The 11952-nt window shown below is 44.4% G+C and carries 17 protein-coding genes; 1 reads left to right on the forward strand and 16 read right to left on the reverse strand.

The features are described 5' to 3' along the window. Positions 1-51 precede the first annotated feature (51 nt). The 16 genes from rpsQ to JMY08_RS08850 all read right to left on the reverse strand — a co-directional run bounded on the left by rpsQ (position 52) and on the right by JMY08_RS08850 (position 10912). On the reverse strand, positions 52-324 hold the full coding sequence (gene rpsQ / locus JMY08_RS08775) for a 30S ribosomal protein S17 (protein ID WP_010196699.1): 273 nt from the start codon (positions 322-324) through the stop codon (positions 52-54). Beyond that, positions 321-518: a 50S ribosomal protein L29 gene (rpmC, locus tag JMY08_RS08780; RefSeq protein WP_010196696.1), complete on the reverse strand. Its 198-nt coding sequence runs from the start codon at positions 516-518 to the stop codon at positions 321-323. Before rpmC ends, rpsQ begins: the two co-directional genes overlap by 4 nt. Further along, positions 518-931 carry a 50S ribosomal protein L16 gene (gene rplP / locus JMY08_RS08785; RefSeq protein ID WP_010196693.1) on the reverse strand — a complete coding sequence of 138 codons (414 nt, stop codon included), beginning with the start codon at positions 929-931 and terminating at the stop codon, positions 518-520. Before rplP ends, rpmC begins: the two co-directional genes overlap by 1 nt. 3 nt (positions 932-934) lie before the next feature. Continuing rightward, positions 935-1663, reverse strand: coding sequence for a 30S ribosomal protein S3 (gene rpsC / locus JMY08_RS08790; RefSeq protein WP_010196691.1), 729 nt, complete (start codon positions 1661-1663; stop codon positions 935-937). 3 nt (positions 1664-1666) lie between these two features. Next, on the reverse strand, positions 1667-1996 hold the full coding sequence (gene rplV / locus JMY08_RS08795) for a 50S ribosomal protein L22 (protein ID WP_010196689.1): 330 nt from the start codon (positions 1994-1996) through the stop codon (positions 1667-1669). A gap of 10 nt (positions 1997-2006) precedes the next feature. Then, positions 2007-2282, reverse strand: a complete 276-nt coding sequence (rpsS, locus tag JMY08_RS08800; RefSeq protein WP_010196682.1) for a 30S ribosomal protein S19 — start codon at positions 2280-2282, stop codon at positions 2007-2009. 12 nt (positions 2283-2294) lie between these two features. Continuing rightward, the gene (gene rplB, locus JMY08_RS08805) at positions 2295-3122 is read right to left on the reverse strand and encodes a 50S ribosomal protein L2 (RefSeq protein ID WP_010196679.1); all 828 of its coding nucleotides are present in this window, start codon (positions 3120-3122) and stop codon (positions 2295-2297) included. Between the two features lie 11 nt (positions 3123-3133). After that, complete coding sequence (rplW, locus tag JMY08_RS08810) at positions 3134-3484, reverse strand: 50S ribosomal protein L23 (RefSeq protein ID WP_010196677.1); 351 nt, start codon at positions 3482-3484, stop codon at positions 3134-3136. After that, positions 3481-4083 (reverse strand): 50S ribosomal protein L4, encoded by a 603-nt coding sequence (rplD, locus tag JMY08_RS08815; RefSeq protein ID WP_010196673.1) that lies wholly within the window; start codon positions 4081-4083, stop codon positions 3481-3483. The genes rplW and rplD overlap by 4 nt, the downstream gene beginning before the upstream one ends. 14 nt (positions 4084-4097) lie before the next feature. Then, positions 4098-4736, reverse strand: a complete 639-nt coding sequence (gene rplC, locus JMY08_RS08820; protein WP_010196672.1) for a 50S ribosomal protein L3 — start codon at positions 4734-4736, stop codon at positions 4098-4100. A 48-nt stretch (positions 4737-4784) separates the two neighbouring features. Beyond that, on the reverse strand, positions 4785-5096 hold the full coding sequence (gene rpsJ, locus JMY08_RS08825) for a 30S ribosomal protein S10 (protein WP_010196670.1): 312 nt from the start codon (positions 5094-5096) through the stop codon (positions 4785-4787). Positions 5097-5503: 407 nt separating this feature from the next. Next, on the reverse strand, positions 5504-7114 hold the full coding sequence (locus JMY08_RS08830) for an Rne/Rng family ribonuclease (protein WP_201592915.1): 1611 nt from the start codon (positions 7112-7114) through the stop codon (positions 5504-5506). A gap of 171 nt (positions 7115-7285) precedes the next feature. Then, positions 7286-7951 (reverse strand): Maf family protein, encoded by a 666-nt coding sequence (locus tag JMY08_RS08835; RefSeq protein ID WP_201592917.1) that lies wholly within the window; start codon positions 7949-7951, stop codon positions 7286-7288. Between the two features lie 159 nt (positions 7952-8110). Then, positions 8111-8596 carry a rod shape-determining protein MreD gene (gene mreD / locus JMY08_RS08840; RefSeq protein WP_201592919.1) on the reverse strand — a complete coding sequence of 162 codons (486 nt, stop codon included), beginning with the start codon at positions 8594-8596 and terminating at the stop codon, positions 8111-8113. Between the two features lie 136 nt (positions 8597-8732). Next, positions 8733-9599, reverse strand: coding sequence for a rod shape-determining protein MreC (gene mreC / locus JMY08_RS08845; RefSeq protein WP_010196660.1), 867 nt, complete (start codon positions 9597-9599; stop codon positions 8733-8735). 284 nt (positions 9600-9883) lie between these two features. Beyond that, the gene (locus JMY08_RS08850; RefSeq protein WP_010196659.1) at positions 9884-10912 is read right to left on the reverse strand and encodes a rod shape-determining protein; all 1029 of its coding nucleotides are present in this window, start codon (positions 10910-10912) and stop codon (positions 9884-9886) included. Positions 10913-11583: 671 nt separating this feature from the next. Here JMY08_RS08850 and gatC point away from each other — a divergent pair. Further along, positions 11584-11898: an Asp-tRNA(Asn)/Glu-tRNA(Gln) amidotransferase subunit GatC gene (gene gatC / locus JMY08_RS08855; RefSeq protein ID WP_201592921.1), complete on the forward strand. Its 315-nt coding sequence runs from the start codon at positions 11584-11586 to the stop codon at positions 11896-11898. Positions 11899-11952: the final 54 nt, after the last annotated feature.

An 11952-nucleotide genomic window follows, 5' to 3' on the forward strand; every position in this document is an offset into this window, starting at 1 on the left:
TCCTTAAAAAGGCGGCTATTTTAACAGCTTCTGGCTTTTAATGCAATTTACTTAGATTTTTTCTACTTTTTCAACCACATCAACCAAAGTCCAAGACTTGGTTTTTGAGATTGGACGCGTTTCTTTGATGCGGACAAGGTCGCCTTGTTGGCAAACGTTATTCTCATCATGAGCTTTGATTTTTGTAGAACGACGAAGCTGCTTGCCATACAAAGGATGACGTACAAGACGTTCAATCAAAACTGTGATGGACTTGTCCATCTTGTCGCTGACAACTCTTCCTGTCAATACGCTAGCATTAGCTGTTTGATTGTTATCGCTCATGAGTCGCCTCGTTGTTTCTCGTTAATCAAAGTCTGAATCTGAGCAATCGTGCGACGATTGCCTCTGACTTCATGGGTATTACCCAACTGACCAGTTGCTTTAGCCATACGAATACGGAAAGCATCAAGTTGCTTTTCATCAAGTAACTGGGTCAGTTCTTCTAATGATTTATCACGTAATTCACTGATCTTCATTACATTATCGTCCGCTTAACAATGGTAGTTTTAAAGGGCAGTTTTGCTGCAGCAAGCGTGAAAGCTTCACGTGCAAGCTCTTCTGGTACCCCTTCAATTTCATATAGCACTTTACCAGGTTTGATTTCGCATACCCAATATTCAACAGGACCTTTACCTTTACCCATACGTACTTCTAATGGCTTGTTGGTAATAGGCTTGTCTGGGAATACACGAATCCAAATCTTACCGCCACGCTTAATTTTACGAGTGATGGTACGACGTGCTGCTTCGATTTGACGGGCTGTCATACGACCGCGCGTCAATGATTTTAGACCAATTTGTCCGAATGCAACGGTGCTTCCACGATGAGCTAGCCCAGTGTTACGACCTTTATGCATTTTACGAAACTTGGTACGTTTTGGCTGTAACATAGTTTAACCTCTGTCTGAGTTTCGACGGTTTCCGTTTCCGCGACCACGGCGTTTTGGCGCACGAGTCTGCTCTTCTTTGACGGGATTGTAAACACTGTTCATACCGTCAAGGATCTCTCCGCGGAAGATCCAAACTTTTACACCGATGGTGCCGTAAGTTGTCTCTGCACGTACTGACGCATAGTCAATATCAGCGCGAAGTGTATGTAATGGCACACGGCCTTCACGATACCACTCACTACGAGCAATCTCAGCACCGCCAAGACGACCAGACAGCTCAACTTTAATACCTTTAGCACCAGAACGCATGCTGTTCTGTACCGCGCGTTTCATCGCACGACGGAACATAACACGACGCTCAAGCTGGCTTCCGATACCGTCTGCTACCAAACGTGCATCAAGATCAGGTGACGTGATTTCTTCAATGTTGACCTGAGCAGGTACGCCCATAATTTTGGTCAATTCTTTTTGAAGTCTTTCGATATCTTCGCCTTTCTTACCGATAACAATACCAGGACGCGCAGTGGCAATGGTAATCTTAGCGGCGCCAGTAGGACGCTCGATCATGATGTTGCTGATCATAGCGTTATCTAGCTTTTTGCGTAGATACTCACGAACTTGAATGTCGTTAATGAGGTATTCTGAGTATTGTTTAGGGTTAGCATACCAATTTGCATTATGCTTTTTTACAACACCAAGACGAATTCCGATTGGATGTACTTTTTGACCCATAACTTATTCTCCTACCTTTATAGTGATGTGACAGGTACGCTTACTGATACGATCAGCGCGACCTTTGGCACGTGGTAGGATACGTTTTAGCGTAATGCCTTCATCAACGTAGATGGTTGATACTTTAAGCGTATCAATATCTAAACCGTTGTTGTTTTCGGCATTGGCGATGGCTGAGTTAAGACATTTCTTAACAAACACAGCGCCTTTTTTATTACTATACGTTAGGATATCCAAAGCACGCTCGATAGATTTGCCACGAACTTCATCAGCAACGAGTCTAACTTTTTGTGCCGATATGGCGGCACCGCGTAATTTTGCAGTTACTTCCATGGTAAGCACCTTATCTCTTAGCTTTTTTGTCAATGCCGTGACCACGATACGTACGAGTCGGGGCAAATTCACCTAGTTTATGACCAACCATCTGCTCACTCACAATAACCGGTACGTGAGTACGGCCGTTGTGAACAGATAAAGTTAGGCCAACCATTTGTGGCAGAATCATCGAGCGGCGCGACCAAGTCTTAATTGGTTTGCGTGAGTTGGTGTCTAATGCATTTTCAACTTTAGCAAATAAGTGCGCGTCTATGAATGGACCTTTTTTCAATGAACGAGGCATGAAATTCTTCCTTTATTTCTTCTTGGCGCGGCGGCGGATGATCATGTTGTCAGTACGCTTATTGTGACGCGTTTTAAGTCCTTTAGACTTCTGACCCCAAGGGCTAGTTGGATGGCGACCTTTATTACGACCTTCACCACCACCGTGTGGGTGATCAACCGGGTTCATAGCGACACCACGAACAGAAGGACGAACACCACGCCAACGTGAAGCACCAGCTTTACCAAGTGATTTCAAGTTGTTTTCAGTGTTAGAAACTTCACCAATAACAGCACGGCAATTCACGTGTACACGGCGTGTTTCGCCAGAGCGCATACGTAGAATAGCATAAATACCGTCACGACCTAGCAACTGAACACTAGCACCCGCAGAACGAGCCATCTGTGCACCTTTACCGATTTTAAGTTCGATATTATGGATTACAGTACCTAGTGGTATGTTTTTTAGCGGTAAACAGTTACCTGGACGAATTGGTGATAATTCACCTGACATTACAGTATCGCCAACTACTTGCTTCTTAGCAGCGATAATATAACGACGTTCGCCGTCAGCGTACTTAAGTAAAGCAATATGCGCAGTACGGTTAGGATCGTATTCAATACGCTCTACTGTAGCTGGGATATTGTCTTTAGTACGTTTAAAATCAATAATACGATAATGTTGCTTATGACCACCGCCGATGTGACGAGTAGTGATACGGCCATTATTGTTACGACCACCGGTCTTGCTTTTTGATTCTAGAAGCGCTGCAAACGGACGACCTTTATAAAGGTGTGGATGCACTACTTTTTCAACAAAACGACGGCCTGGTGATGTTGGCTTTGCTCTTACGATAGGCATGAGTGTAATCCTTATTCGTTATTCGCTGTTTCACTAGTAGAAGCAGTCGTATTCGCGACCTCTTCACCAGCATCAGCCATTTGTACATCTTGACCAGCTTTTAAGGTAACATAGGCTTTTTTATAGTCATTACGACGGCCGATACTTTTACCAAAACGCTTTGTCTTACCTTTAACGTTCAATGTGTTTACTTTTAAAACTTCAACACCTTCAAACATCATCTCAACTGCTTTTTTAACTTCTAACTTAGTAGCGTTAGAGTCAATTTTAAATACCTGCACACCAAGTGAGTCGCCAAGCATTTGAGATTTCTCTGAGAATACAGGTCCTCTTAGGATCTGATAAAGTCTTGCGTTATTCATGCTAGTGCTTCCTCAAATTGTTTCGCAGCTTCGACTGTCATGATCACTTTATCAAAAGCGATCAAGCTCACTGGATCCACTTCACTTGTATCAAGTACATTGACATGTGGGATGTTTCGAGCAGCTAAGTATAAGTTTTCGTCAACTTCTTTGGTGACGATTAATGCACGTGATGCATTTAGCTCACCTAACTTTGCGATAAGCTCTTTAGTCTTAGGTCCAGAAACGCTCAACTCTTCAACCAAGATCAAACGCTCTTGGCGAATCAATTCGGCTAGGATACACTGCATAGCACCGCGATACATTTTACGGTTGACTTTCTGTGACCAATCTTGTGGTTTGGCCGCAAATGTGCGTCCGCCCCCACGCCAGATAGGACTACGAATAGAGCCTGCACGAGCACGACCAGTACCTTTTTGGCGCCATGGCTTAATGCCACCGCCAGAAACTTCGGCACGGGTCTTTTGAGCGCGTGTACCTTGGCGAGCACCAGCAAGATATGCGGTGACGACTTGATGCACTAGTGCTTCGTTGAATTCACGACCGAAAGCCGTATCAGAAAGCTCAACTGCCGCCCCTGTAACTGTTTTTAAATCCACGTTAATCCCCTTGCTTAGGCTTTGACTGACGGACGTACGATGACATCGCCACCGGTGGCACCTGGGATAGCACCCTTGATGACAAGTAACCCATTTTCAACATCAACCGATATCACTTCTAGGCCTTGAACGGTAACGCGTTTGTTACCCATCTGACCTGGCATTTTTTTGCCTTTGAAGACTTTACCTGGTGACTGGTTTTGACCAGTTGAACCAATGGCACGGTGAGATACTGAGTTACCATGAGTGGCATCTTGCATGCTGAAGTTGTGACGCTTCACGCCGCCTTGAAAGCCTTTACCTTTACTGTTTCCTGTGACATCAACCATCTGACCTTGTTCAAACAAGTCAGCTAGGATCTCACCACCAATCTCACGACCTTCAAGATCGCTGTCATTGGCACGAAATTCCCAAACACCACGACCAGCGGCAACGCCAGCTTTAGCGAAGTGACCTTTTTGAGCTGCTGTTACGCGGCTGTCACGACGGGTGCCTGTGGTGATTTGGATGGCTTGATAGCCATCTACATCAGTATTTTTTACTTGAGTAATGCGGTTAGCACTGATCTCAACCACTGTTACAGGGATAGATGCGCCTGCTTCAGTGAAGACACGGGTCATGCCGCATTTTTTACCGACTAAACCGATCGCCATTTTAGACCTCTTTATATCTTATATTAATGGGTTGGGTGTTTATGTGCATTAACCCAAAGCAATTTGAACGTCAACACCCGCCGCTAAGTCAAGCTTCATTAGCGCATCCACAGTTTTATCGGTAGGTTGAACAATGTCAACCATACGCTTATGAGTACGGATTTCGTACTGATCACGAGCGTCTTTGTTTACGTGTGGTGAAGTTAGAACGTTGAAGCGCTCAATGCGAGTCGGCAACGGTACAGGACCACAAACTTGCGCACCGGTGCGCTTTGCAGTATCAACAATCTCTTGTGCAGATTGATCAATCAGACGATGATCAAAAGACTTAAGACGGATACGGATTCTCTGGTTAGCCATGCCAGCAAGCTCCTAATATGTGCTTTCGTCATTCTTGCTTTGCAAAGATATGACCAAAAGCCGTTTGGTTAAATATTTACTTAAAGCTGCCTTCTGTTCTTAACCAGAATGAGTTCTTTATCCGAACTTGTAGCGTGCCAAAAGCAAAATAGTTTAAAGCCCCGCCGACCCTTCCATAATAGGATGTCAGCAAAGGCATAATGAAATAGTGCTAGAAACGATGCTCTAGCTGTCATAGCGCCAGCTGTTTGATTGGCTGCGCATATATAATTCAGTGGTATATATTATACATAGTATTTCAGTCATTGCAAGAGCAATATCTATGGCATTTCAAGATATTAGGCTTTATAAACAATGCCACTTGTAGTCGATAATTTGCGTTAAATATCTTAGTGACGGGAAAATCATTAGTCTAAAACGATATCGTACTGCTCTTGGGTATAGAGATTTTCGACATCAAAAGTAATCACCCTACCCAGCAGATACTCTAAATCTGCTACCGTATCCGACTCTGAGGTGAGTAACAAATCAATGACTGCGGCATGGGCAACCACCGTAAACTTCTTAGGAGAATTATAGGTACGAGCACAGCGCATGATTTCACGGAATATCTCAAAGCAGACGGTTTCAGCAGTTTTGACAAAGCCGCGGCCTTGACAAGTTGAACACGGCTCACACAACTGCTGCCCTAGCGATTCACGAGTACGTTTACGGGTCATCTCTACCAAACCAAGTTCACTGACTTGGGTAATCTTCGTCTTGGCATAGTCTTGTGCCAGTTGCGACTGTAAACTCTCCAGCACGTCATCTTTATGCTGCTGCTCCAGCATATCAATGAAGTCTAGGATAATAATACCGCCAAGATTACGCAAACGCAGCTGTCGAGCGATGGCATGAGTGGCTTCTAAGTTGGTTTTGTAAACTGTATCTTCTAATGAACGTCCACCAACAAAAGAACCTGTGTTGACATCAATCGTGGTCATCGCTTCGGTCTGGTCAATAATTAGGTAGCCACCTGACTTTAAGTCAACGCGACGTTTTAAAGCATCACGTAAATCGTCTTCAACCCGATGAACATCAAATAAAGATTGCTCCGCGGTATAATGCACAATTCGATCATAGACGAAAGGCACGAACTCTTTAGCGAACTGCCTGACTTGCTCGTAGATTTGTGCATTATCAATGACGACTTTTGCGGTATCGGTATGTACTAGGTCACGAATCGAGCGTAGTGGCAGAGCCAGCTCTTGGTAAATAAGCTCTGAGCTTTGATGATGATTGATTTCCTGACGACGCGCGCAGATAGTCCGCCAAAGCTGCAACAAATAATAAATGTCTTCTTCTAGTTTATCGACAGGCACGCGCTCGGCAGCCGTACGGGCAATCAATCCGCCTTTTAGGTTGACGGTTTGCATCAAACTATTTAGCTCAGTCTTGAGACGGTTACGCTCTTCTTCGCCATCGATACGCTGTGATATGCCGATATGATCACTCGATGGCAAATATACCAGATAGCGCGACGGCAGAGAGACATTGGTGGTCAGGCGAGCGCCTTTACTGCCCAATTGATCTTTTGTCACTTGGACAAGAATACGTTGGCTTTCGTGCAAGCGGTGCTGGATAAGAGTTTTAGAAACAGGAACGACATCGGTACTTTGCGCACTGACCACTGGCGGGCTAACGTCTAGACTATCAACACCGTTTTCCACCACAGTGTTGTCTGTATTTGTATTTGCCTCCTTCTTACCCTCCTCAGGTGCTTTACTTTTTCTTTCTACTACTGGGCGAGGCTCGCGCTGCATATCATTGACATGTAAAAACGCTGTCCGTGACTGACCGATATCAACAAAGGCCGCTTGCATACCCGGCAGGACACGCACAACAGTACCCAGATAGATATTACCGACCAAACCCAGTTTGTGATGTCGCTCAATATAGATCTCGCCTAGGATACCGTTGTCTAGCACGGCGACACGCGACTCCATTGGACTAATATTAATCAGCAGCTCTTCGGACATAATGTTTTCTCTTATCTTTCAGCTTTCTTGTTAGACAGTCATCGTCTATTAGATTTACAGTGTAACAAATGCAACTTGCTCTTGCCCATTACCCTAGCGTGTCGTTATGTGCAGACAATGAACGGCGGGCTTTTAGCGCATTGACAAGGGCTGCTCTACCATTGTGGCTTTTTAATGAGTGCCAGTATCTAGAATATCTTTAAGCAATGCCAGCGTTTGCGAGAGCGGCAAGCCGACGACATTGGTATAGCTACCATTGATACGGCTAACCCATGCAGCACCCAAACCTTGAATACCGTAGCCACCTGCTTTATCAGCAGGTTCGCCACTCTCCCAATAACAACTCATCATCTCCGTCGTCAGAGGTATAAAGGTGACTGCCGTACGTTCGGTGAGTTGTTGTTGCTTGACGACTTGGAATACTGGCTCATGGCTTTCTGTATGAGTGTGCGTAGAAACTAAGGATACATGGGTAGCTTGTACTGCCGTCCATACTTCATGGGTATTATCTGACATTTGCTGCCACATACGATAAGCGTGCTCGCGATCGGCTGGTTTTACCAGTACCGTCTGACCATCTGGTAGCACACCAATGGTATCAGAGGTCAAAATAATAAGCTGCTCAGCGAGGTTGTCTTTGTTTGTTTCAACGGTGTCGTTTAGCTGTTGTACTGCGGCAGCCGCTTTGGCAGCGACCATACGCTCAATATAGTTTTTTGGTAGCTCATTATCTTGTGGCGTTTCATCGATATCGACGCTCATGACCGTAAAATCCAGCTGCGCTCTAGCGAGCAACTCCCGACGACGCGGTGAACCAGAGGCTAAAATAATATCCATCGCTATTCTCTTATTATGATCATATCAATTATCAAAGGCACAGAGGCTTTCAGGATTGGCAGCTTTCATGTTGAGCATAAATTCTACTGCCAATCACATTAACACTACTAATAACAGAAAGGCTCTCAAAAGCAATTATTGAGGTAGTAACTGAATTGATTAACGTGCAAATTTTCGTAACACTAGTAGCACTAGAGGCCAGCTGACTATACTCATCAATAAAGAAAAGGCAGACTGCGCGACAAAAATATTTTGGATAAACATCTGTAGCATCCACAAACTCAATTGAAACAGCAGCAAGCCTAATGAGGCGATAAGCCAAGCATTGACAGTGTTTAACTTTCTGACATAAATGCTACTGATCTTGATAACAAGTGCCACCATCACAGCAGCAAAGGCTTGCTGACCTAAGTGGGTGTCCATCAAAAGGTCTGCCGCTAAACCAATGGTAAACGCGGTAAAAATACCAACGTAACGTGGCTGAAACAGCAGCCAAAAAATCAGCACCATGATCATAATCATGGGACGCAAGGTAGCCATACTAGGACTTAATGGATAGACATTGAGCGATGAGGCAACGACAAAGCTGGTAACAATCGCAATGAGCAAGATCCCGATTGGGTGCTTAGAGTCAGAATACGTCATGAATACCTACCTTAGCGAGTGTTTGGCGGCGGCCATTTGAACGTCTATTTAGCTGAAAAAACATCACTAAAAAGGTATGGTTGAAGATATTATAGGGCGAGCCCAGCAAAGTGGTTAGCGATGTATAAATTGAATATCAGCCACCATTGCTATCGAAACCCACATTACTTTTATCTATCAGCTTGTCTTGAAGCACTAATACGTAGGCATTATCGATAAAATTTGCCGCTGGCGTGACTTCAATACTTCTGAAGTTATCTGCTTGCGTGTCTTTGACATGAGCGATCCGACCGACTCGATAGCCTGCTGGAATGCGACCACCTAAACCTGAAGAAACCAGCTCGTCACCCACGCGCACGTCTGAGGTTTTGAAGACATAATTGAGGCTTAAAGAAGTGGGTATTCCCTGACCCGTCACAATCGCCCGCTGACCCGTACGTTTAACCGTTACTGCTACCGACTGCTGCTCATCAGTAATGAGCAGTAAGCGACTGGTATTGGGATAAACATTGATAATCTGACCCAATATGCCGTCTTCGTCGATGACCGTTTGACCGACTTGCACCCCATCTTGCGCGCCTTTATTAAGCACGACGATTTGGCGAAGTAGATTGGTGTCTGTACCGATAACCTGTGCCAAATTTAGCTCAAACTGTTCAGGTTTGGTGGTCGACAAGATGCCTTGCAAGCGCGCATTTTGTGCCAAAATATAATCTTGCTGCTGGAGCTTGGCCTGCGCGTGAATCAACTGCGATTTTAATTGCATGTTTTCGCGGCGTAGCGCTTCTTTTGATTGTAAGCTGCCACTTGCCCAATGCTTAGCATAGCTTGGCAATAGTGACAATTCATAGATAGGCTGCATAGCGGCATGGCTGGTATTGCGTACAGGACTAAACCATTCCGGATTTTTGCTATCGAACCACATCATTATCAACGCTACTATCAATACAATAGCAGCCTTACGAAGTGCTAATGGCTGGCGTGCAAAAATACTTGGCGTCATAAGTCATCTAATTAAGGTTTTCTAATGTGAGCAATACCTAGCGCTAGTTATAACAATGTTTAATAATCTCATCGTTATCAGCATTTAGTGGCGATGCTTGTAGCTGGCAATTAATAATATGATTAAAGGCAGCGCAACTGGCTACCTTTATCGTTATTTACTTTTATCGTTAAATCGAATGTTTGACAATCGTGTTAACCGTCACTGAAGCATGCTTGTAAAAAATAACGGTTAACAACAACTGATGTTCATTTAAATAAAAAGCCACTTGAACAAATGGTCACTTAAACAAAGATCATATTTAAGCTTTTATTATTGATAAAGTCGAGAGCGATACCGCCACCACGACTGACGCAAGTCAATGGATCGTCAGCGACTGTCACTGGCAAACCCGTCTCTCTTGAAATCAGCTTGTCTAAATCACGCAACAATGCACCGCCACCGGTCAAGACAATACCACGCTCGGCAATATCTGATGACAGCTCAGGTGGAGTTTGCTCAAGTGCTGCTTTTACCGCACTGACAATACCGCTTAGTGGGTCGCTTAACGCTTTTTGCACTTCTTCTGAATTGACCGTAAAGGTCTTTGGTACGCCTTCTGCCATGCTACGACCACGAACTTCGACTTCTAATTGACTGTCTTCATTCAGGGCAGAGCCTACTTCTTTTTTGATACGCTCAGCAGTGGTTTCACCAATCACACAACCGTGGGTACGGCGTACATGAGTGATGATGGCTTCATCAAATATGTCGCCACCGATACGAATCGACTCGGCATACACGCAACCTGATAGAGCAATAACCGCAATCTCAGTTGTACCACCACCGATATCGACCACCATTGAGCCACTCGCTTCATGCACTGGCATGCCAGCACCAATAGCAGCGGCCATCGGCTCTTCTAGCAATAGCACTTTGCTTGCGCCCGCTGATGATACGGCTTCACGGATGGCTTTGCGTTCAACGAGAGTTGATTTGCATGGCACACAAACGACCACGTTGGGCTGTGCCATAAAACGCTTCGCCTTTACCTTGCCGATAAAGTGCTTAAGCATTTTTTGGGTCACTTCAAAGTCAGCAATCACGCCGTCTTTTAGGGGACGAATCGCCGTGATATTGGCAGGCGTACGACCAAGCATCTGCTTGGCATCGATGCCAACCGCAGCAACGGTAGGGTTATGGGTACGATTGCTTCGTAGCGCGACCACCGTAGGCTCATCGAGCACCACGCCTTTATTAGGAATAAAAATTAAAGTGTTCGCAGTACCAAGGTCGATAGCGATATTATTTGATAAAAATCCAAACAGGTTCATGACTAATATATCCAGCGTCTTACGAATGAGGCGAATGAGAGTGACTGAGAGGGTTACTCGTCAGTGTTGAGCAGGTCGTCGTTAGACATCAACTGTGGCGAAATTGGTGCATCGCAACAAGTCAAACCTAAGCAATAATGATGAAATGACAAAACTGAGCTAAATTATACCGATTTAGCTCAAAAAAAACACAGGTATTTGCATCAGTAAGGCAGGATTTTGATCTTAAACGCTAAAAGTTGTTACAAAGTTTGAAATGGCAGTGAATACCATTCGATCTAATGAAACATCATTTAATTCAATAACTAACAAGGCTCTACAGGCAAATGATAGTTTTGCCTAGCATCACAGGTGCATACTGTAACGTATTTCAGAACGTAATGGGTAAGCAATTGAGAATCATGCGGTCAATTTTGCAAATCTTTGTGAATCATGGTGGCTTGGTTGAGATTGTGCAGCAATCAAGCGTCAGGCTCTGTAAACTTGGGTCAGATGCTTTATAATAAGCCTATGCTATCTCACTTTTATTTTAGTAGCCAATTATAGTGGTTGCTTTTAACAGCGATTTAATTTTAATAACTGGTTTTAACAGCGGCTTTTTAAGTGCTTGTTTTAAGCGCTATTTTTAAACCTACTAACTCTAACAAAAACTGTCCTTCACTGGAGAAACTATGTCACAGAAACCAGCAACGTCTGACAGCAACGTCAGCCGTGAAGAAATCCTAGAAGTTGCCAGCCTTGCGCGATTGGGTGTCGATGAAACGACCGCCAACAGCTATGCCAACGAAATCAGCAAAGTATTAAAACTGATGCATACGCTTGGTAATGTGGACACGACTGATGTTAAACCACTATCGAATATCCATGAGGCTTGCCAAGACTTGCGTGCCGACGTCGCCAAACACGATATCAATCGTGAACGTAACCAATCGGTCGCGCCAGCAGTTGAAGACGGCTTGTACCTAGTACCACAAGTGATTGAATAATTGGTCGGCTCTATTTCTGCCTTTATCTCATTTTATTTTATGCTATTAACATTT

Source organism: Psychrobacter sp. Pi2-51 (assembly GCF_904846665.1).
Taxonomy (GTDB): domain Bacteria; phylum Pseudomonadota; class Gammaproteobacteria; order Pseudomonadales; family Moraxellaceae; genus Psychrobacter; species Psychrobacter glaciei.